We start from the raw sequence: 19,910 nt of genomic DNA, 5'->3' as shown, positions 1-19,910 counted from the left end.
CGCCCTCTGTTGCCGCCGCGTAGACACCGACGCGACGGAGAGAGGCAGACATTTCGGCAGGGACGACGACCATGAGCTTTCACACCACAGCCTTTGAGCCGGCCGGGCCGGCCGGCCCCGCGCTCCTGCTCGGATCGCGCGAAGCCCGGCGCAGTTACGGCCGGGCCGCCGTCGCCGCGGCACTCGAGAACGGGCTCCTGCCCGACGAACTCTCCGCGCTTCTGGCCGGCCGCCGGGTCGTCGAGGCCTTTCCCGTCGCCTGGCGCGAGAGCGAATCGGACTACGCCGACCGGGCCGTCGCCGAGATGATGGTGGCCTACCTGAGCCAGCCCATCGGCTGACGCCCCCCCAGACCGACCTACCGACCAACCTGACGGATCGGGCTCCCGCGAGCCTCGGAGACGACGATGACGCATGCCCTCCTGTCCCGGCGCCGCCTCCTGCGCGCCGGCGCTTCGGTCGCGGCGGCCCTGCCCTTGGGCCTCGCCTCCGGCGCGGGGCGAGCCTGGGGACCCGGTCCCAGCCTGCCCTTCGATCCGGGACCGCTGTGCCGGGCCGCGGCCGAGACCGGCGCCGCGACCGGTCCGCTGCGGCCGATCAAGCTGGCCTGGAACGCCAACGCGATCTGCACGGCCTCCGCGCCGGTCGCCAAGGAGAGCGGGATCTTCGCCGCGCACGGCCTCGACGTGGAATTCATCAATTTCGGCGGCTCGACCGAGGCGCTGCTGGAGGCCATCGCCACCGGGAAGGCCGATGCCGGCATCGGCATGGCTCTGCGCTGGCTCAAGCCCCTGGAACAGGGCTTCGACGTGAAGATCACCGCCGGCCTGCATGGCGGCTGCCTGCGCCTGCTCGGCGCCAAGTCCGCCGGCATCAGCGACGTCGCCTCCCTGAAGGGCAAGACCATCGCGATCAGCGATCACGCGAGCCCGGCCAAGAACTTCTTCGCGCTGTTGCTCGCCGATGCAGGGATCGACCCGGAGCGCGAGGTCGAGTGGCGGCCCTACCCCTCCGACCTCCTCAACCTCGCGGTGGAGAAGGGCGAGGCCCAGGCGCTGGCCGATTCCGATCCGCGCACCTGGATCTGGCTCAAGGATTCCCGCCTCACGGAGGTCGCCACCAACCTGACCGGGATCTACGCCAACCGCTCCTGCTGCGTCGTGGCCCTGCGCGGCAGCCTGATCCGCAACGACCGGGCCGTCGCCACCGCGCTCACCCGTGCGGTGCTGGCCGGCGGCCATCGGGTCCATGCCGATCCGGAGGAGGCCGCCCGCGTTTTCTCGAATTACGGCGGCAAGGGCTCCGTGGCGGACCTCGCGGCGATGCTGCGCAGCCACACCCACGGCCATGCCCCGGTGGGCGCCACGCTGAAGCAGGAGATCGCCCTCTACGGCGACGAGCTGAAGCGCGTGAACGTCCTGCGCCGCAGCACCGACACGGCGAAGTTCGCCGATCGCGTCTATGCCGACGTGCTGAGCTGAGGGGCGCGAGCATGACGAGCGCCCTCTCGAACGCCCTGCCGCGACGCGACTCCGCCGGGCCAGCCGCCGCGCGGGGCGCTGCGAAGAATCCGGCCCGGCCGCGCATCGGCGATGCGGCCGCGGGCCTGCGCCGCACCGGTGCGATCGGGTGGAGCCTGGTCGCCGCCGGGGCCGCCTGGCTGAGCGTCGCGGCGGTCAGCCTCGGCCTGCCCGAGGACGGGGACTTTCCCTATACGGCGGTCTTCGCCCAGGGCGCCGCGGCCCTCGGCGGCCTCCTGATCCTGGCCGGTCTCGTCCGGACCCGGCTCGGGCACCCCGGCGCACGCCTCGGACATTGGGGGCCGTGGCTCCTCGTGCTCGGCCTCGGCCTGATCGCCTGGGAGCTGGTCACGGCGAAGTACGCCCTCCTGCCGATGCCGTTCTTCCCGCCGCCCCAGGCCATCCTCGAGGTCTTCCTCGAGGATGGGCCGAAGCTCGGCGGGAGCATCCTGGCCTCCCTGAAGCTCCTGGCCGGGGGCTACGTGCTCGGGGCGCTGGCGGGATTCGGCCTCGGCGTCGCGGTGGGATGGTCGCGCAGGGCCGGCTACTGGGTGCATCCCGTCCTGCGCTTCGTCGGCCCGCTGCCGGCCACCGCCTGGCTGCCCCTGGCCTTCTTCGTGTTTCCCTCGTCCTGGTCGGCCTCGACCTTCCTAGTGGCGCTGGCCACGGGCTTTCCGGTCACGGTCCTGACCTGGTCGGGGATCGCGGCGGCCAACAGATCCTACTACGACGTCGCCCGCACCCTCGGGGCGTCGCAGAGCTTCCTGATCCGCAAGGTGGCGATCCCGGCGGCCCTGCCGCACGTCTTCGTCGGGCTGTTCATGGGGCTCGGCGCCTCCTTCGCCGTGCTGGTGGTGGCCGAGATGCTCGGCGTGAAGTCCGGCCTCGGCTGGTACCTGCAATGGGCGCAGGGCTGGGCGGCCTACGCCAACATGTACGCCGCGCTCATCGCCATGGCGCTGATGTGCTCCAGCCTGATCACCCTGCTGTTCCGCCTGCGCGACCGGGTGCTGTCCTGGCAGAAAGGCCTCGTCCAATGGTAGCCGCCCCGCTCGCGCCCGTGACGCCCCGCGGCGCGGCGCTCGACATCCGCACCGTCTCCCACGCCTTCCTGATCAAGGGCGCGCCGCTGCCCGTCCTCGACCGGATCGACCTCACGATCGAGCCCGGCGCCTTCGTCGCACTGCTGGGACCCTCGGGCTGCGGGAAGTCGACCCTGCTGCGCCTCGCGGCCGGCCTCGAACCGCCCGATGCCGGGCGCCTCGACCTCGACGGCGCGGCCATCGCCGGCCCCGATCCGAGCCGGCTCCTCGTCTTCCAGGACCCGACGCTCTATCCCTGGCGGACGGTGCGGGGGAACGTGTCGCTCGGCCTCGAGGCGCGCGGCTTGCTGCGCCACAACCGCCACCGGGTCGATGCCGCGCTGGAGCGGGTCGGCCTTTCGGGCTTCGCCGAGGCCTATCCGCACCAGCTCTCCGGCGGGATGGCCCAGCGCACCGCACTGGCCCGGGCACTGGTCAACGATCCGCGCCTGCTCCTCCTCGACGAACCCCTGGGCAAGCTCGACGCCCTGACCCGCCTGACCCTGCAGGGCGAGCTCGTCCGCCTCTGGCAGGAGACCGGGCTGACCGCCATCCTCGTCACCCACGACGTGGAGGAGGCGCTGGTGCTCACCCAGCGGGTCATCGTCCTCAGCGACCGCCCGGCGCGCATCCGCGCCGACATCGCCAACGACGCGCCCTATCCGCGTCACCGGGACGATCCCGACCTGATCCGCCGGCGCCGGGAGATCCTGGCGATCCTCGGGCACGACGCCTAGGACGGGCCGCCGGGCGCCGGCGCGGAGGCCCGGCGGGCACGGGTGTGCAGCAGGTTCAGGATCAGCGCCGTCCAGCCCGTCTGGTGCGAGGCGCCGAGGCCGCGGCCGGTGTCGCCGTCGAAGAACTCGTGGAAGAGCAGCGCCTCCTCGGCGCCGGGGGCCGGCGGGATCGGCGGGCGGTCGCCGAAGACGGGGCGGCGGCCCTCCGCGTCCTTGGCGAAGAGGGCGATCAGCCGGTCCTCCAGGGCGTCCGCGATGGCGGCCAGGGTCAGGTGCTCGCCGGAGCCGGTGGGGTACTCCACCAGGAAGTCGTCGCCGTAATAGGTGTGGAAGCGGCGCAGGGCCTCGATGATGAGGTAGTTCATCGGCATCCAGACCGGACCGCGCCAGTTCGAGTTGCCGCCGAACATGTTCGAGGTGGAATCGGCCGGGTCGTAGCGCACGGTGAAGGAGGCCCCGAACTCGTTGAGCGCGTAGGGCTGGTCCCGGTGCGCCTTCGAGAGGGAGCGGATGCCGTGGGCCGAGAGGAACTCGGCCTCGTCGAGCATCCGGCGCAGCAGCGCCTTCATCCGGTGGCCGCGCAGCAGCGACAGCAGCTTGCGGTCCTGCACGCCGCCCTCGTCCCAGCGCGAGACCAGGCGGGCGAGGTGGGGGCGGTTCTCCAGGATCCAGTTCAGGCGCCGGGCGAAATCGGGCAGGCGCTGGAGCACCCAGGGCTCGATCACCTCGACGGCGAAGAGCGGCACCAGGCCGACCACCGAGCGGACCCGCAGGGGCAGCATGCCGCCGCCGGGGATGTCGACCTCGTCGTAATAGAACTCGTCCTCCTCGTCCCAGAGGCCGAAGCCCTCGCCGCCCATGTCGGTCATGGCCTCGGCGATGAGGAGGAAGTGCTCGAAGAACTTCGAGGCGGTGCTCTCGTAGACGTCGTTGTGGAGCGCCAGCTCCAGGGCGATGCGCATCATGTTGAGGGCGTACATCGCCATCCAGGCGGTGCCGTCGGCCTGGTGGATGCGGCCGAAGCCCGGCGGCGGGCGCGAGCGGTCGAACACCCCGACATTGTCGAGGCCGAGGAAGCCGCCCTGGAAGACGTTGCGGCCGTCCGCGTCCTTGCGGTTCACCCACCAGGTGAAGTTGATCAGGAGCTTGTGGAAGACGCCCTCCAGGAAGGCGAGGTCGCCGCGCCCGCCGCGCCGGTCGCGGTCGATCTCGAACACCCGGTAGGTCGCCCAGGCATGCACGGGCGGGTTGGCGTCGCCGAATTCCCACTCGTAGGCCGGCAGCTGACCGTTCGGATGCATGTACCATTCGCGGGTGAGGAGCAGGAGCTGCTTCTTGGCGAAGTCCGGGTCGAGCAGCGCGAGCGGCAGGCAGTGGAAGGCGAGGTCCCAGGCGGCGAACCAGGGATATTCCCACTTGTCCGGCATCGAGAGCACGTCGGCCGCCGCGAAGTGGCGCCAGTGCACGTTGCGGCCGCCGTCGCGCTCCTTGGGCGGTACTGGCTGGAGCGGGTCGCCCTTGAGCCAGAGCCGGACGTCGTAGGCGTAGAGCTGCTTCGACCAGATCAGGCCGGCGGCGGCCTGCCGGTAGATGGCGCGGGAATCGGCGTCGCCGATGCCGTCCTGGAGGGAATCGTAGAAGGCGTCGGCCTCCGCGATCCGGCGATGGACGATGGTGCCCTCGCGATCGACCGGGCGCAGGCGCGGTCCGGCCGAGAGCCGCAGGCTGACCCGGGTGGTCTCTCCCGGCTCGAGCTGCCGCTCGTAGTGCAGCCCGACCTTGGTGCCCGCATCGCGCCGCACGGCGCCGTCGTCGCCGTCGACGATCGCCGCGTGCAGGCCGTCCTTGAACGGCCCGGGGGCGTCGGGCTCCCAGCCGTGCAGGCGCAGGTTGGTGTCGTTCTCGCAGAAGAGCGGGTCCGGATAGCCGTCGAAGTTCAGGCGGTAGGACCCGAGGCGGGGATGATCGCAGGCGACGCCGCCGTCGGCGCACAGGGTGAGGCTGGGGCGGTTCTTCGCCGCCTCCTCGCGCCAGGACCAGGTGTTGCGAAACCAGAGCTGCGGGACGATGTGCAGCTCCGCCGGCTCGGGGCCGCGGTTGACCGCCGTTATCACCACGTGGAGGTCGTCGACATCCTCCTTGGCGTATTCCATGGTGACGTCGAAGAAGCGGTTCTCGGCGAACAGCCCGGTCTCCTCGATCTCGTATTCCGGCTGGTCGCGGCCGCGCCGCAGGCCCTCGCGCACGAGCTCGTCGTAGGGGTAGGCCCCCTGGGGATAGCGGTAGAGGAACTTGAGGTAGGCGTGGCTCGGGACCGCGTCGAGGTAGTGGTAGACCTCCTTCACGTCCTCGCCGTGATTGCCCTCCTCGTTGGCGAGGCCGAACAGGCGCTCCTTGAGGATGTGGTCGCGCCCGTTCCACAGGGCGAGGGCGAGGCACATCTGCCCGCGCTCGTCGCAGAGGCCGGCGAGCCCGTCCTCGCCCCAGCGATAGGCCCGCGAGCGCGCCTCGTCGTGCGGCAGCGAGCGCCAGGCATTGCCGTCCCGGCTGTAATCCTCCCGCACCGTGCCCCACTGGCGCTCGCTGAGATACGGCCCCCAGAGGGACCAGGGCCGCTCCCCGCGCCCCTGCTCGGCGATGCGGCGGCGCTCGGCCCAGCCGTCGAGCTCGCTCATGCGGGCCTCCCTGCGCCGCGCGCCGTCCCGGTCGCGGGCGGGGCAGGGCGGTCGGCCGAATCGGCTGAGGAACGAGAGAGGAGGGCGATCATCGGGTCCGGGGGACTTCGGGACGGAGGCGGCTCTGATGCATCATCAGCGCCAAGCCGGCCAGGCGCGGTGCGAATTCGCATTCCCGCGCCGAACGGATCACGCCGCGGCCTTCACCACATCGTCTGCCGCGCCCGCTCGGCCCAGGCCGCGTCGTAGGCCTCGCCGCCGAGGCGCCCGTCGCTGAGCCCGGCGAGGATCCGGCCGGGGCTCGGCAGGGATCGGGGCTCGACCTGGCTGTCGGAGCGCCACAGGCCCGAGCGGATCAGCGCCCGGGCGCACTGGAAATAGACCTCGCCCACCGTGATCACCATCGCGGTGCGCGGCGCCTTGCCGTCGACCGCGAAGGACTCGAGAAGGGCCGGATCGTCCTCGATCACGGCCCGGCCGTTGACGCGCAGCGCGTTGCCGATGCCCGGGATGAGGAACATCAGGCCGACCCGCGGGTCGCGCACGACGTTGCGCAGGCTGTCGATCCGGTTGTTGCCGCGCCGGTCCGGCAGGACGAGGGTGCGGGGGTCGGCGACGCGGACGAATCCCGGGACATCGCCGCGCGGCGAGCAGTCCAGCCCCTCCGGGCCGACGGTCGCCAGGGCGACGAAGGGCGCGACCGCGATGAAGCGCCCGTAATCGGCGGTGATGTGGTCGGCGACCTTGGCCGTCGAGGATTCGCCGACGGCGCCGAAGGCTCCGTAGATGCGCTCCAGCTCTTCGATCGTCTCGACGGCCGCCATCGGTCCCTCTCCCCGTTTGCTCGGTGCGCGGCAGGCGCGGGCGCCGCCGCCGAACCCGGTTGGATTCAGCCATGACCGAGGCCCGTGACGCCGCTGTGTCCGCCGTGCCACGGGCCGCCTTTGTCGGCCTTGCGGCCGGCACCGGAGGCAGCGACCCGCGTTGCCCGCTCGCAGGCATGCCCCGAACCCTGCCTGCATCCAAGCCCCGCCTGCGCGAAGATTCGACCGGAGAACCGTCCCCATGATGCTCAAGTGTCTCGCCGCCGCCTCGGCTCTCGTCCTGGCCAGTCTCGGCTCGGCCCAGGCGCAGGGTCTCGTCCAGGGCGCGCAGAAAGGGGCCGCCCGGGGCGAGATGGCGGCCGGGCCCCTCGGGGCGGTGGTCGGCGGCGCGATCGGCGCCGCCGTCGGCACGGCCAACGGCATCCTCGGCGTCGACCGGCGCGAGCGCTTCCGGATCTATGCCAGCGCCGAGCGGCGCCCGTCCTACGCCTACCAGGGCATTGTCCGGGTCGGCGCGGTGCTGCCCGAGGACGGGGTGGTCTACTACGACGTCCCGGCGGAATTCGCGCTCAAGGGCTACAACTACACCATCGTCAACGACCACCCGGTCCTGGTCGAGCCGGGCACCCGCCGCGTGGTCGAGGTCATCGACTGACCACGCCGGATTCCAAGCCGAGAATCGGCCAAACGCCGTCCCTTCGCGTTATCGGGCATGGCCGCCCCCGCGCGGCCCTGTTCGATGACGAAAAGGATTCGAGAGCATGAGACAGATCGCACTGGCTGGGCTCGCCGCCGCCGGACTCCTCTCCGGAGCGCTCCTGGGTTCTCCGGCCGCCCGGGCCGCCGATTACGGCTACGACGCTGACGATGCGCCCGAGACGGTGGTGACCCGCCGCACGGTGGTGGAACGGCGCGTCGTCCTCCCGCCCCGCGAGATCGTCCGGGAGGTCGTCGTGGAGCGGCCGGCGCCGCCGCGCCGCATCCTGCGCGAGGTGATCGAGGAGCCGCCGGTGGTCTATCGGCCTCGGCCCGTGATCCGCGACGTCGTGGTCGAGCGCGAGGACTTCTACGGCCCCCGCCGCTTCGGTCCGCGCCCGGTCGGCTACGGCTACGGACCGGCCTACGATCCCTACGACTGACCCGCTCACGTCTCGCGGCCGGCTTGCCGGCCCGAGACCCGACGCACAGCGCTGCCGGCGGCCTCGTTCGCACTCGCCGGCGGCAAGGGCAGGCCGGGGCGGGCGCGTTCGAGCGCGCAGCCGGCCGGACAGGCCCGAGCGGCACCTGCCCCTGGCTCGGCTGCGACGGGGGATCTCAGGCGGCGAGGCGCTCGTCCGTCTCGCGCAGGAGCGGGATCGCCGCCGCGGGGGCCGACGGCTTTGGCCGCCAGATCGCGTCGAGGCTGAGGAGCGCGGCCCTGACCTCGTCGAGGCGCGAGGGCTCCCCCTCCGCCATGCCCTCGGCGGCCGCCACCTCCTTGAGGTGCTCGTCCCAGGCCCAGCGCCGCAGGACCTCCCGTTTGAAGCCGCGCATCAGGCGCGGGTGGTCGAGCACGGCCCGTACGGTGCCGAACACCGCGGCCGGGTTGATCAGCGCCCGCTCCCAATCCGGATCGCGGCGCGCGGGATCGGCCACGGGCGCGCGCCCCGGCACGAGCGCGCGCCGGGGCTCCGACGGCCCGGGTCGGACTGCGAGATCGCGCGTGTTCATGGGAGCGTTCATCGGTGTGTTCATGGCTGCATTCGTGGCTGCGTTCATGGCTGCCTCGCGCGTCCGATCAGAGGCCGAGCGGCGCGATCATCCGCACGCCGACGCTGGCGGCGAGGGAGACCAGGGCGATGTCCCAGGCCGTCGAGTCCCAGGCGTTCTCGCGCCGGGCACCGAAGGCCATCGCGTCGCCGGAGATCGCCACGGCAAGCCAGACGGAGCCGGCCGCACCGAGAAGGGCCGCGAGCGCCGGCCCCATCTGCGCGGTCGGCAGGAGCGCGGCGAGCCCGACGCAGAGGCCCGTCGTCAGGATTCCGTCGACGAGGCGCGCCGCATCGGCTTGGCGTCCCGGCGCAGCCACCCACCGGCGCACGTCCGGTCGACGCCGGATCCGGATCGGCCGGGTTCCGCGCGGCCGATTCCCGAAAGGGAAGGTCGGCAAAGGGAAGGTCGGCATGCCGCACCTCCCTGCTCAGTTGAGGCCATCGGCCGGGGCGGGCGCGACCCCGTCCAGGGCCTGGAGCGCGGCGAGCACCGCATCGAGGGGCACCGGCTCGGCCCGGCACCCTTCGAGGCAGCGCAGGGCCGGGCAGGAATCCACGGCGCGGGAATCCGAGGCCCAGGAGGCCAGGACGGCCCGCTTCTCCGCCTGCGACAGGCCGGGATAGGTCAGCACCTCGCGGGGGTGCCGGAAGACGTCGCCCGGCGCGACGAAGGCCTCGAAGGGATCGACGGCCGTCGCCCGGAGCGTGGCCGAGGCGAGCGGTCCGAGGCGCTCGATCGTGGTGTCCGACAGCGGCATGGAATCCTCCTCTCTCGTGAGCAAGGCATCGCTGGATGAGCAAGGGATCGGCGGGCGCGAATCGAGGGCCCGCGTCCGCCGCGTCGTATTCGTGTCGTGTAGCGACCCCGCCGATCCGCACGGGATCGATGGGCTGGTCGCCAGGACCGCGCGCCCGCTCAGGCCGCCTCGGGGCGCCCGACGCGCGGAATCTCCTGGCGGCCGCCCTCGGCCGCGTCGGCCATCGTCTCCGCGATCCGGGCGGGCGCATTGTCCTGTCCGACGGCGCCCGGCGTGGAGCCGATCGCGATGCGGCGTGGCTTCAGGGCCTCGGGCACCGCGCGCTCGAGCGTCACGGTGAGCAGGCCGTTCTCCAGCGCGGCCCCCAGCACGGTGACGTGCTCGGCCAGGCTGAAGGTCTGGCGGAACGACCGCGCGGCGATGCCCCGATGCAGGTATTGGTGCTCGCCCTCCGAGCCCTTCTTCTGGCCCGAGACCAGCAGGGTGGTGTCGTGCTGGACGAGTTCGATCTCATCCGGCGTGAAGCCGGCCACCGCCATGGTGATGCGATAGCTGTCATCGGCCGCCTTCTCGATGTTGTAGGGCGGCCAGGCCGTGGAAGCCTCCACCCGCTCGGCCTGGGTCAGCAGGTCGAACAGCCGGTCGAAACCGACCGAAGACCGGAACAGGGGCGACACATCGTAAGTCCTCATGACCACATCCTCCGTTGAGCAACGTGATGACGAGGGACACCGGCCCCGTGAGCCGGCGCCCATCGCGAGCCATCGAGCCTCGCACGCGCGTAACGCGGACGTTCGGGCCGGGTTCCTGCCGGAACCCATTTTTTTGGCCGAGCCTGCTCCGGCCGGGCTGCCCGGCCCGGTGCGACCTCTTCTGTCCGTCGTCCTGGTTCTGTCCGTCGTCCTGGCGACATCCGCGCGGGCAGGACGGCCGCCCGGGCGCCGGCCGTGGGAAACGGGGCAGGGGGAGCGCTGGCCGCGGGCATCGCCCTCCCTTAAGCCTTCGCGGCCGGATCGAACGCAGGGAGACGACGGGATGAAGGTCACCGTGATGGGGGCGGGGTCGGTCGGGTGCTATTATGGCGGGCTGCTGGCGCGCGCCGGGGCGAGCGTCACCCTGGTCGGACGGGCGGTCCATGTGGACGCGATCCGGGCGCGCGGCCTTCTCCTGGAGACCGCGACCGGTCGGCAGGCCGTGCCCCTGCGGGCCACCACCGAGGCATCGGGGGTGGCCGGCGCCGATCTGGTCCTGTTCTGCGTCAAGTCCGGCGACACCGAGACGGTCGGGCGGGCGATCGCCCCGTTCCTGGCGCCGGACGCGGCGGTGCTGAGCTTCCAGAACGGGGTCGACAACCCGGAGCGGCTGCAGGCGGTGCTCGGCCGGCCGGTGGTGCCGGTGGCCGTCTACGTCGCCACCGGGATGCCGGGACCCGGCCACGTCCGGCATAACGGCCGCGGCGACGTGGTGATGGGTCCGTTCCCCCGCAGCGAGGCGGTGGCCGCCCTGTTCGCCGCCGCCGGCATCCCGACGGAGGTCTCCGAGCGCGCCCTCGACGCCCTCTGGGGCAAGCTGATCGTCAACTGCGCCTACAACGCCCTCTCGGCGATCACGCAGCTTCCCTACGGCCGCCTGCTCGCCGTACCCGGCATCGACGCCATGATGTCCGATCTCGTAGCCGAATGCGTCGCCGTCGCGAAAGCCTCGGGCATCGCGGTCGCGCCCGACATCCTGGCCCAGGTCCTCGCCCTCGCGGCGACCATGCCGGACCAGGTCTCCTCCACCGCCCAGGATCTGGCGCGGGGCAGGCCCAGCGAGATCGCCCATCTCAACGGGTTCATCCTGCGAAAAGGCCAGGCGGCCGGCCTCGCCACACCGGTCAATCAGGCGCTGACGGCGCTGGTTCGGGCGGCCGAGATACGGGGCGCGCCCGGAGGACCGTGAGCCGCACCCGAACCCACCGGACCGCTCGCCGGCGCGGACGAGGACAGGGCGTACCGGCTCAAGCCGTCGGTTCGTGCTCGCCCAGCACGCGGCGGGACAGTCCTTCGTCGAAGGTCAGAGCCTGGGCCCGGAAGCGTCCCGCGAGGCTCGGGTCCTGCGCGGCGACCAGGCGGCTCGCGGCGGCATAGGCGATGGCGGAGATCTGCCGCACCCGCGTGGCATCGCTGCGATCGACGAAGGCCAGGATCTCGTCGATGCTCGCTCCAAGCTCCCAGGCCGTGTTCGTGAGACGGGCCCCGCTCACGGCGGCGGCGCAATGCGAGAAGTAGCTGACGGCCGGCGCGAAGATCTGCCGAGCCTTCGAGAGCAGCAGCAGATCGGTGGCCGCCCGCTGATTCTCGGTCAGATCGAGCCCGACGCTCGAGGCGACGCGTGACCGTCCATACCGATCGCCGAATCGACGCACCACATCCTCGTCCTCCGTGCAGACCAGGATGTCGCCCGACTGCATTGACGTGTCGATCTGCCGGTAGAAGGCACTCAGGGGCGTGTAGCGCTGCAGGATCTGCATCATCCCGTCATTGACGAGATGCTCCAGGTCGCCGCGATTGACGACATCGAGAATGTCGCCCCGGCGGACGTGAACTGCGGTGCAGGTCGGGAGGTCGATGCGCCTGCTGACGGTTGCGATGGCGTCGCGGACGGGCGCGCTCCAATTCACCTTTAGCCACGCAGCGGCGAGAGCGCTGCCCAGGTCGATCTCGGTGGACATGAAGTCGATGAGCCGCCCCGGAAAATCGTAGAGCAGATCCTCGGACGCATCCAAGGCAACAGGCAGTTCCTGGCGACTCAAACCGGAGAGCTTGTTTTGAGAATGATACAAGCTTCGAAGCCTGATATGCGCGGCCTCTTCGCTCGTCAGGATCTCTCCACAAAGGTCGGGGTCGGGGTCGATGAACATCGACCGATCGGCGAAGATCTCGAGCAGGAATCTGGGGTGCATCAGCACGTAATCGGCATAGATGTTCGCACCGCCCAGCGGCGACCAGATCACCTTTACGGGCAGGCCGAGATGTTGCGCTAGAATGCGGGCATAGAGTGCCGACAGCATCCGGGTGCCGAGGCCATCACCGCGCGCCGTGTAGATTGCTTTCATTCGACGTCCATGAACTGAGAAGCGACGACCACGAAACCGAACCGCCCGGTCCAGGGAGCCGATCTCCGGAAGCCCATCGCACCCCGACACGGGTCGGAATACCGAAGACCCGCGACGATCGCCAGGACAGAAGCGACCGAGACAACAACCTCATGGTGTCGGCCGCCTAGCGGGAAACCAACACCGTGCGCGAATCTCGCCTAGCGGCACGGCGCCCGGTCCACGATGCATTGCCGCCGGCAAAGGCCGAGTGCTAACAGGCCATACTCGGATCGGGGGCCTGCGCAACACGGGCGGCCCGTGTCCGGTCCGGCAGATGCGGGAAGGTCTCCGGGCGTTTTCTCGACGAGACCATATCCCGGACCTAGGCGTCTCACTTTCCATAACATGGTTTGGATCGGCATGAAGTTTCTGCGGAAGAGGAGAGCTTTTCAGCGACATATTCGCTTGATTCGCAAGACAGTCCTGTTCAACAAAAATTTCTACAGGAAGAGCTACGGCCTGAGCCGCTATATCAGCGCGGAACGGCATTTTTATACCGTCGGCTGGAAGATGGGCTTCAATCCGTCACCCTTCTTCGACACGCCGTTCTACCTCAGTGTCTACCGCGACGTCCAAGACTTCGGTATTAATCCACTGATCCATTACCTGTTGGACGGCGGCCCCGAATTGCGTAAGCCATCGGATGACTTCGACGTCCAGGGCTTCGTTGCCGCGCATCCGACCCTCGACGTCACACAAAAGACGCCAGCGGAGCACTGTGTCGAACTCTACGGGAGCTACCACTGGCGCGATCAATCCGCGCCTCGGCCGACGACGTCTAGGGTGGCCGAAGCAACCTTCCAGTCGGTCTTCGATGCCGACTTCTACGTGTCCCACAACTCGGACGTCGCGGCAGCAAAGATCGATCCGCTGCAGCACTTCATTCACATGGGACAGTTCGAGCACCGGGATCCAGCCTCGGGCTTCGATACCGACTTCTATCACCGGACGGTTGTTTGGCAGGGGGCGCGCGGCAAAAGCCTCGTCGACACCTATCACGAGCAGGTACAGCGCACCGTCCCCCAAACGGCCAACGCCGAGTCGCTCTCCGTCGACGTGGAAAACCACTCCGTCCAGGCCGCCGCGCCGGCGATGCGCCTCTGCGTCCATGCGCATTGCTTCTACCCGGAGCTGATCAAGGAGCTAATTCCGGGCTTCCGCAACCTGCCGACGAGCGCCACCCTCGTCCTCACCACCGTCTCCTCGGCCGATGCGCAGTTCATCGCCCGCGCCCTGGCCCGGCATTCGGTGGTGCAGCCCACCGAGATCCGGGTTGTGCCGAACCGGGGCCGCGACATCGCCCCCTTCCTGGTCGGGTGCCAGGACATCTGGCGCGCGTTCGACATCGTCCTACATCTGCACACCAAGGTCAGCACCCACGTCCCTTGGGGCGCGGAATGGCGGCATTACCTCTTCGATCAGACCCTGGGATCAGAGGCGCTGGTCGACTGGGTCCTTGAGCGCTTCGCTGCGGACCCGAAGCTCGGCTGCCTGTATCCGCGCAATTTCTACCGAATCCGGGAATACGTGAATGCCGAGCAGAATAGCCGCGCGATCAGCGACTTCCTCGACGTCCTCGGACTTCCGGTCGATGCCGGCATCCAGCCGGACTACCCGGCGGGGTCGATGGCCTGGTACCGGACCGCAGGCCTGGCGCGGCTCGCCGACGCGCTGACGACCCTGGAGCGATTCGAGGAGGAGGCGGATCAGGTCGACCTGACGCTCGCGCACGCCTTGGAGCGGATCATGACGCTGGTCGTGCGCGCCTCGGGCTACGCGGTGCGCAACTACATGACCGAGCGACGGGAACGATTGATTCCGGTCTCAGGGCTGCCTGATCGCGAGAGCAGCGCCAGCCGGCCAGCGACGCTCTGGCCGCGGGATACGCCGCGGATCGCCCGTCGTCCGCCGCTCCCAGTGGCGCCCGTCAGCCGCCTCTACAATCCGGGCGCCCTCGACGTGCACTGGATCCTGCCCGCCTTCGCGCAGGGTGGCGCCGGTGGCCACATGACAATCTTCCGACTCGTCGAGTGTCTCGAGCGCTTCGGACACCACCAGACCCTCTGGCTGCAGAATGCCGGCCACTTCGCCGATCAGGCACTGGCTAAACGCTTGATCCAGCGATGGTATCGGCCGATCGGATCGCGCGTCCATGTCCGCTTCCTGCCGGACGACGTGCGGCAGATCTCGGCCGACGTGATCATCGCGACGGATTGCTGGACGGCCTATCCGGTGGCGCAGGTGCAGAACGTCAAGGAACGCTTCTACCTGATCCAGGACTTCGAGCCCTATTTTCATGCCACCGGGGACCTCGCATTGATCGCCGAGGCCACCTACGATTTTGGGTTCGCCAATCTCTGTGCCGGGACCTGGCTCCTCGAGCGTATGCAGGCGCGCGGCGGTTGGGCGCGGGCCTGGGAGCTCTGTGCCGACCACGACGTGTATTTTCCGGGCAAGACGCTGCCCGCGCTCGCCGACCGGCCGCTCAGGATCGCCTTCTATGCACGCCGCTACACGCCGCGCCGGGCGGTCACGCTCGGCTTCGCTGCCTTCGCCTTGTTGCAGCAGCGCGGATTTCCCTTCCGGGCCGAATTGTTCGGCGAGGCGGACCTGCAGTTCGACGATGCGTTCCCGCATGTTCAGCACGGAATCCTGACGCCGACGGAGCTCGGCGAGCTCTACCGCTCCTGTGACCTCGGCGTGGTCTTCTCGACGACGAACTACTCGCTGATTCCGCTGGAGATGATGGCCTGCGGCCTTCCGGTCATCGAGATCGACACCGAGAGCACCCGGGCAATCTTCAAGAACGACGAGGTCACTTTCGCGGGGCCGATGCCCTATGCCATCGCCGATGCGATCGAGAGCCTCGCCGCCGATCGGGATCGCCAAGCCCTGCAACGGGCGCGGGGCTTCGCCTTCACGCAGGCAACCTCCTGGGAACGCAGCGCCCGCGTATTGGAGGGCGCCCTCCTGGAGCGGCTCGGCGAGAACGGCTTCACACCGGTCTCCTTCGGGACGCTTCCCGCGCCCGCCTCGCTGAAAGGCACCCGTGCCACGGTCTTCATCCCGACCTACAATGCCGGCTCGGACTTCACCCGCGTCCTCGACGCGCTGTCCCGCCAGAATTGCGAATTCCCCTACGACGTGCTTGTCATCGACAGCGGCTCGACGGACGGCACCACGGAGCGCGTCCGCGAGCGCGGCAACCCGTTCCGGGTCGAGACGATCGATAAGTCGGACTTCCAGCACGGCCGGACACGCAATCTTGGGATCGCCCGGTCCGAGGGCGACTACGTCGCGATCATCACCCAGGATGCCTGTCCGAAGGACGCGCACTGGCTGTCGGCCCTGATCGGCGGCTTCGCGCGGGGTCCGCGCATTGCGGGGGTGATCGGTCGACACGAGGCCTACCCTGAACATGACCCTTTCACTCGCCGCGACATGCAGGAGATGTTCGACGGCCTCGCGCTGCTGCCCGACGTGATCGATCGCGACGGCGGCCTGCCGAGCTACTTCTACCCCGGCGGTCAGAGCTGGGGGATGACGATGCACTTCTACTCCGACAACAATTCGGCGATGTCCCGGGAAGCCTGGAAGATTCTGCCCTATCCCGAGGTGGATTGGGGCGAGGACCAGATCTGGGCGGCGGAGGCCCTGCGCCTTGGCTTCCAGAAGGCCTATGTCGACGAAGCGGTGGTCTACCACTCCCACGCCTTCGACGTGAAGCAGCAATACGCTGTCTCGGCCACAGAGGGCCGGTTCTGGGCCGAACGTTTCGGGATCGAGCTCCACCGGGACTCGGAGGCGGCGATCAACGGTATGAACGAGCGCGACCGGGCGTTCGCTCTGCACACGGGGATTCCCGAACTCGTCCGTCAGCGTCGATTCCAGCAAAATCGCGCGACCGTGGAGGGACGCAAGGCCGGCTTAGATCTTGCCAGTCCATCCAACCGCTTATCGACGATCGCTGCCCAGGAGTGAGATCTCGGGCCCCTTACGCATCAACTGGGTCCAAGAGCGGAGACAAGCGGAGGAAGCGCATGAAGCCGATGCTCGCTTTCCTGAGGCGCGTATGGTGAGGCGCTAATCCTCCAAGCGCGCCTTCGGCTACTCCGCTCGACACCCCGGTCTTGCACGAGGCCGAGCCACGACGCGTGGGACCAGCGGATGAAAATTCGAGCAGCTCGCGATCAGTGATCCGCTTTCCGGAATAGCGCGCGATCTAGTCTCACGCTCAAACCGCCAGCGTATCGCCGAACGTCTGCGTTCTCACGCGTCGCTTGCGCGGCTTCGCCCGGAGGCTTTACTGCGTGCAACATCCCTGTTTGCGCGTAGATCGGTGTTGGGCGAACTGATCGTGTCCCTCGGCGTGTTGTAGCTCAGTGACGGCCACCATGATCACCGGCTTGAGCCGGGCGGATCAAGCTGCCAGGGTCGGCAGGCTGACGATGGGATCATCGCCGATTAGAGCGATGCTTTCCAGCGTCATGTAGCGGGAGCGCTGGACAACCCACTCGTCGTTTTGTTCTTGCAGGATTGTGTTGACGAGGCGGGTGATGACAGCGTCGCTGGGGAAGATGCCCAAGACCTCAGTCTGGCGTTTGATCTCACCGTTCAGGCGTTCGAGGAGGTTTGTGGAGTGGAGCTTGACCCGGTGGGCGAACGAAAACTCCATGTAGGCCAGTACGTCGGGTTCGGCTGTGTCCATCAGGGCGGCGAGCTTGGGCACTTTGGGCCTGAGCTGATCGGCCACCCGCCGCCATTGCTGACGGGCCGCGTCAGCGTCGTCCTGCGCAAACGCCGTGGCGATGAAGGTGAAGACGACGCGCCGCCCACTGCGCCCGGCGTGGGCGAGCACGTTCCTCATCAAGTGGACGCGGCAGCGTTGCCAGGCCGCGTTCATCACTTTGGCCACCGAGGCCTTCATGCCCTCGTGGGCGTCAGAGATCACGAGCTTGACCGCGCGCAGGCCGCGCCGGGCGAGCTTGCGCAGGAAGTCCGTCCAGAACGTCTCGCCCTCTGATGGACCGACATCCATGCCGAGCACTTCGCGGCGACCATCACTGTTGACACCGACCACCAAGATCACCGCCACCGAGATGATCCGGCCGTCATGGCGGACCTTCACGTAGGTCGCGTCGATCCAGAGATACGGCCACTCGCCCTCGATCGGCCGGTCGAGGAACGCACCCACGCGCTCGTCGATTTTGTGGCACTTGCACCAGACCTGCCTCTTCGACACGCCCGTACCACCCAACGCCTGGACGAGATCATCCACGGACCGGGTCAAGAGCCCCTGGATGTAGGCTTCCTGGATCAATGCCGTGAGCGCCTTCTCGGCCATCCGCCGCGGCTCCAGAAAGCCGGGGAAGTAGCTGCCCTTGCGCAGCTTCGGAATACGCAGCTCCACCTTGCGGGCCCACGTCCGCCAGTCCCGGTCGCGGTAGCCGTTGCGCTGGACCAGCCGCTCGGCGCTCTTCTCGCCGTGAGCCACCCCGGTCAGGCCGCCTACCTCCAACTCCATCAGCCGCTCGGCGGCAAAGCCGATCATCTCGCGTAGCAGATCGGCGTCGGCACCCTTCTCCATCAGCCCGCGCTGGGCCATCATCTCGTCGCTCATCGGGAGGTTCTCGGGTTTGGGGTTAGTCGTCGCAACCCGACCCTAACCGGCAACCGCCGATGACCATCCCTCAGCTACACCACACCCGGAAACACGAACGGGCGAAGAGGCGCGAGGGGCTGCCTGTACTGCCTTCGAGGGCACGTTTCGAGAGAGCCCTGAGTAACCAACGCCTCATTTAAATGCGAACCTGGTAGGTTTGCACAATGCAGCCGTGATGCGCTCAGCTGCAGCGAGAGCGCTAGTGCCAAGTCAGCGGCGTGGGACCAATATGCCTCATGCACTGATTTTGCTACGATTAGCGACTTGCGTTGGCTGAGCACATTTTGAAGCGCTCATCCGCTTTCCGGCAGGCCGATCCGGCAGAAGGGGCGGATGCGATACGCTGCAGTGAGTCGACCGGCGGGGTCGAGGGAATGGTTCCCTCGTTGCCCTATCTACGCTCACCCGCTCAGCACATCTTTCGGTCGAACGAGCACCATCTCAATGGATAGCGGCAGGATCGATTTTGATCAGAAAATCCACCGAAAGCCGGCCGAGACCGGAGATGAGATTACAGAAAACGTCGCACGACGGTTCGCTCCATGATCAAACCTATGCATAGTGATCCAAATCCCCATACAAGGACATAGAAATAATCAACACTAACTCCGAGCTGAGGGTTGTAGGCAAGTCGATACCACTCGACGATCTGAACCATCGGATTCCACTTCATGAGCTGATATAGCTCCTCGGGCAACAAATGGGGCAGAAAGAAAACGCCCGACGTCAAATATATCGAGATGGTTACAACGATATAGCCCCACAACCAGGCGGGAAAGAACGACATGATACCGATATTGACAGCGCCAAGCCCAAGACCGAGTAGAAGCGCCATGCAGTAAGCTTCGACCAACATTGCAGGATCGGTCGGTATTGGATCGACACCAAGACAAAGCAGTATCAGGGCGATAATAATCAGCCCCTGGAAACCCTTGACGATCTCGACGAAGAACCTAGAAATCATCACATCGAACGACTTAACTTGCGGATAATACATCAAAGGCCGATTCAAGACAACCGCCTTCATCGCTTCGCGAGAGGTATATTGAAATACTAGGATAGGTACCGCGCCGGTCGTAACAAAAAGAATAGGATCATTGCCCATTGGAGAGGACATGCCGCGGAAAATCATTACTCCGACAATGACGAAAATGTGGACTACCGGCCAAAGCACGACAACTACGTAGCCCCAGTACGAGCCACCGAAGCGGGTCCGCATGTCCCGGAGCATCAAAGCCCGGATGACATGGACGTAGGCCTCTATGTTGCTACGTTTTGTCGGCCCTGCGTTTTCTAGGGGAGGCATAGTTTATCCCGATGTCATCGCTGTTCGCATGAGCGATAGGGCGCCAAATGGACGGAAATGCGGTTCTAGAACGATCCGAGCGTAATTTGAGCGGCTTAAAACAGGCGGGCATCCTCAGAATGTTTCGGGCAAGGAAAGCGCCAGTGCCCTCAGCCAAATCCCCCAGCCAGCGCAAACACGCCATCGGCGCCGTTGCGCTCACGCTTTCGCGGATTTAAACCGCCGAGTGCTTCGGGATCAGCCTCGCCAAGGCAAGCAGGCGATGCCGGCAGCTCGCACCGGATAGGCCGTCTAACTAACTCGCGGTCGTGGAAACACCGTACGCTGATCGGATGCCGCTCAAAGCCGTGATAGGACCCGCGAGTAAAGAATAATGCGCTGGCCTGCCTCCTGAAAAGTGGTCCTCCCTGAGGTATGGCTTCGAGCCATGTGGAGGATGTTGTCATGGGACGGAAG

At 67.9% G+C, this 19,910-nt stretch carries 17 protein-coding genes; 8 read left to right on the top strand and 9 right to left on the bottom strand.

What is annotated here, in order from left to right; all coding sequences use genetic code 11:
* Positions 1-71 precede the first annotated feature (71 nt).
* From AC0IWM_RS06035 to AC0IWM_RS06020, 4 genes are all read left to right on the top strand, one after another.
* Positions 72-341: a hypothetical protein gene (locus AC0IWM_RS06035; protein ID WP_471753542.1), complete on the top strand. Its 270-nt coding sequence runs from the start codon at positions 72-74 to the stop codon at positions 339-341.
* A gap of 66 nt (positions 342-407) precedes the next feature.
* Complete coding sequence (locus tag AC0IWM_RS06030; protein WP_471753541.1) at positions 408-1,481, top strand: ABC transporter substrate-binding protein; 1,074 nt, start codon at positions 408-410, stop codon at positions 1,479-1,481.
* 11 nt (positions 1,482-1,492) lie between these two features.
* Positions 1,493-2,563, top strand: coding sequence for an ABC transporter permease (locus AC0IWM_RS06025; protein ID WP_471753540.1), 1,071 nt, complete (start codon positions 1,493-1,495; stop codon positions 2,561-2,563).
* Positions 2,557-3,339 (top strand): ABC transporter ATP-binding protein, encoded by a 783-nt coding sequence (locus AC0IWM_RS06020; RefSeq protein ID WP_471753539.1) that lies wholly within the window; start codon positions 2,557-2,559, stop codon positions 3,337-3,339. Before AC0IWM_RS06025 ends, AC0IWM_RS06020 begins: the two co-directional genes overlap by 7 nt.
* Here the strand turns inward: AC0IWM_RS06020 and AC0IWM_RS06015 are convergent.
* Positions 3,336-6,014 (bottom strand): MGH1-like glycoside hydrolase domain-containing protein, encoded by a 2,679-nt coding sequence (locus AC0IWM_RS06015; RefSeq protein WP_471753538.1) that lies wholly within the window; start codon positions 6,012-6,014, stop codon positions 3,336-3,338. The two genes, AC0IWM_RS06020 and AC0IWM_RS06015, sit on opposite strands and share 4 nt — an antisense overlap.
* A 203-nt stretch (positions 6,015-6,217) precedes the next feature.
* The gene (locus AC0IWM_RS06010) at positions 6,218-6,838 is read right to left on the bottom strand and encodes a pyridoxamine 5'-phosphate oxidase family protein (RefSeq protein ID WP_471753537.1); all 621 of its coding nucleotides are present in this window, start codon (positions 6,836-6,838) and stop codon (positions 6,218-6,220) included.
* 241 nt (positions 6,839-7,079) lie between these two features.
* Here AC0IWM_RS06010 and AC0IWM_RS06005 point away from each other — a divergent pair, with 241 nt between their 5' ends.
* Positions 7,080-7,493 (top strand): DUF1236 domain-containing protein, encoded by a 414-nt coding sequence (locus AC0IWM_RS06005; protein WP_471753536.1) that lies wholly within the window; start codon positions 7,080-7,082, stop codon positions 7,491-7,493.
* A 106-nt stretch (positions 7,494-7,599) separates the two neighbouring features.
* Positions 7,600-7,977 (top strand): hypothetical protein, encoded by a 378-nt coding sequence (locus AC0IWM_RS06000; protein WP_471753535.1) that lies wholly within the window; start codon positions 7,600-7,602, stop codon positions 7,975-7,977.
* A gap of 175 nt (positions 7,978-8,152) precedes the next feature.
* Here the strand turns inward: AC0IWM_RS06000 and AC0IWM_RS05995 are convergent, their stop codons facing one another.
* The 4 genes from AC0IWM_RS05995 to AC0IWM_RS05980 all read right to left on the bottom strand — a co-directional run bounded on the left by AC0IWM_RS05995 (position 8,153) and on the right by AC0IWM_RS05980 (position 10,039).
* Complete coding sequence (locus tag AC0IWM_RS05995) at positions 8,153-8,548, bottom strand: hypothetical protein (RefSeq protein ID WP_471753534.1); 396 nt, start codon at positions 8,546-8,548, stop codon at positions 8,153-8,155.
* Positions 8,549-8,615: 67 nt separating this feature from the next.
* On the bottom strand, positions 8,616-8,906 hold the full coding sequence (locus AC0IWM_RS05990; RefSeq protein ID WP_471753533.1) for a hypothetical protein: 291 nt from the start codon (positions 8,904-8,906) through the stop codon (positions 8,616-8,618).
* Between the two features lie 111 nt (positions 8,907-9,017).
* The gene (locus tag AC0IWM_RS05985; protein ID WP_471753532.1) at positions 9,018-9,347 is read right to left on the bottom strand and encodes a hypothetical protein; all 330 of its coding nucleotides are present in this window, start codon (positions 9,345-9,347) and stop codon (positions 9,018-9,020) included.
* 158 nt (positions 9,348-9,505) lie between these two features.
* Positions 9,506-10,039: an Hsp20 family protein gene (locus AC0IWM_RS05980; protein WP_471753531.1), complete on the bottom strand. Its 534-nt coding sequence runs from the start codon at positions 10,037-10,039 to the stop codon at positions 9,506-9,508.
* Positions 10,040-10,382: 343 nt separating this feature from the next.
* Between AC0IWM_RS05980 and AC0IWM_RS05975 the strand changes: the two genes are divergently transcribed.
* Positions 10,383-11,288, top strand: a complete 906-nt coding sequence (locus AC0IWM_RS05975) for a ketopantoate reductase family protein (RefSeq protein ID WP_471753530.1) — start codon at positions 10,383-10,385, stop codon at positions 11,286-11,288.
* 58 nt (positions 11,289-11,346) lie between these two features.
* Here AC0IWM_RS05975 and AC0IWM_RS05970 read toward each other — a convergent pair whose 3' ends face one another.
* The gene (locus AC0IWM_RS05970) at positions 11,347-12,444 is read right to left on the bottom strand and encodes an O-fucosyltransferase family protein (RefSeq protein ID WP_471753529.1); all 1,098 of its coding nucleotides are present in this window, start codon (positions 12,442-12,444) and stop codon (positions 11,347-11,349) included.
* A gap of 387 nt (positions 12,445-12,831) precedes the next feature.
* On the opposite strand from AC0IWM_RS05970, the gene AC0IWM_RS05965 reads away from it, so the two are divergent.
* On the top strand, positions 12,832-16,467 hold the full coding sequence (locus tag AC0IWM_RS05965; RefSeq protein ID WP_471753528.1) for a rhamnosyltransferase WsaF family glycosyltransferase: 3,636 nt from the start codon (positions 12,832-12,834) through the stop codon (positions 16,465-16,467).
* A gap of 439 nt (positions 16,468-16,906) precedes the next feature.
* Here the strand turns inward: AC0IWM_RS05965 and AC0IWM_RS05960 are convergent, their stop codons facing one another.
* Positions 16,907-18,106 carry an IS256 family transposase gene (locus AC0IWM_RS05960; protein ID WP_471753527.1) on the bottom strand — a complete coding sequence of 400 codons (1,200 nt, stop codon included), beginning with the start codon at positions 18,104-18,106 and terminating at the stop codon, positions 16,907-16,909.
* A gap of 553 nt (positions 18,107-18,659) precedes the next feature.
* Complete coding sequence (locus tag AC0IWM_RS05955; RefSeq protein ID WP_471753526.1) at positions 18,660-19,454, bottom strand: ABC transporter permease; 795 nt, start codon at positions 19,452-19,454, stop codon at positions 18,660-18,662.
* Positions 19,455-19,910 lie beyond the last annotated feature (456 nt).

Source organism: Methylobacterium sp. AC433, assembly GCF_979253015.1.
This window is presented reverse-complemented; position numbering and strand designations above follow the sequence as displayed.

What these genes read in the sequence shown, in the direction of transcription:
- AC0IWM_RS05970 (WP_471753529.1), bottom strand. Translation starts at nt 12,444, where the DNA reads ATGAAAGCAATCTACACGGCGCGCGGTGATGGCCTCGGCACCCGGATG.
- AC0IWM_RS05955 (WP_471753526.1), bottom strand. Translation starts at nt 19,454, where the DNA reads ATGCCTCCCCTAGAAAACGCAGGGCCGACAAAACGTAGCAACATAGAG.
- AC0IWM_RS06015 (WP_471753538.1), bottom strand. Translation starts at nt 6,014, where the DNA reads ATGAGCGAGCTCGACGGCTGGGCCGAGCGCCGCCGCATCGCCGAGCAG.
- AC0IWM_RS06010 (WP_471753537.1), bottom strand. Translation starts at nt 6,838, where the DNA reads ATGGCGGCCGTCGAGACGATCGAAGAGCTGGAGCGCATCTACGGAGCC.
- AC0IWM_RS05965 (WP_471753528.1), top strand. Translation starts at nt 12,832, where the DNA reads ATGGTTTGGATCGGCATGAAGTTTCTGCGGAAGAGGAGAGCTTTTCAG.
- AC0IWM_RS06020 (WP_471753539.1), top strand. Translation starts at nt 2,557, where the DNA reads ATGGTAGCCGCCCCGCTCGCGCCCGTGACGCCCCGCGGCGCGGCGCTC.
- AC0IWM_RS06005 (WP_471753536.1), top strand. Translation starts at nt 7,080, where the DNA reads ATGATGCTCAAGTGTCTCGCCGCCGCCTCGGCTCTCGTCCTGGCCAGT.
- AC0IWM_RS05975 (WP_471753530.1), top strand. Translation starts at nt 10,383, where the DNA reads ATGAAGGTCACCGTGATGGGGGCGGGGTCGGTCGGGTGCTATTATGGC.
- AC0IWM_RS06000 (WP_471753535.1), top strand. Translation starts at nt 7,600, where the DNA reads ATGAGACAGATCGCACTGGCTGGGCTCGCCGCCGCCGGACTCCTCTCC.
- AC0IWM_RS05985 (WP_471753532.1), bottom strand. Translation starts at nt 9,347, where the DNA reads ATGCCGCTGTCGGACACCACGATCGAGCGCCTCGGACCGCTCGCCTCG.
- AC0IWM_RS05995 (WP_471753534.1), bottom strand. Translation starts at nt 8,548, where the DNA reads ATGAACACGCGCGATCTCGCAGTCCGACCCGGGCCGTCGGAGCCCCGG.
- AC0IWM_RS06030 (WP_471753541.1), top strand. Translation starts at nt 408, where the DNA reads ATGACGCATGCCCTCCTGTCCCGGCGCCGCCTCCTGCGCGCCGGCGCT.
- AC0IWM_RS05980 (WP_471753531.1), bottom strand. Translation starts at nt 10,039, where the DNA reads ATGAGGACTTACGATGTGTCGCCCCTGTTCCGGTCTTCGGTCGGTTTC.
- AC0IWM_RS06035 (WP_471753542.1), top strand. Translation starts at nt 72, where the DNA reads ATGAGCTTTCACACCACAGCCTTTGAGCCGGCCGGGCCGGCCGGCCCC.
- AC0IWM_RS06025 (WP_471753540.1), top strand. Translation starts at nt 1,493, where the DNA reads ATGACGAGCGCCCTCTCGAACGCCCTGCCGCGACGCGACTCCGCCGGG.
- AC0IWM_RS05960 (WP_471753527.1), bottom strand. Translation starts at nt 18,106, where the DNA reads ATGAGCGACGAGATGATGGCCCAGCGCGGGCTGATGGAGAAGGGTGCC.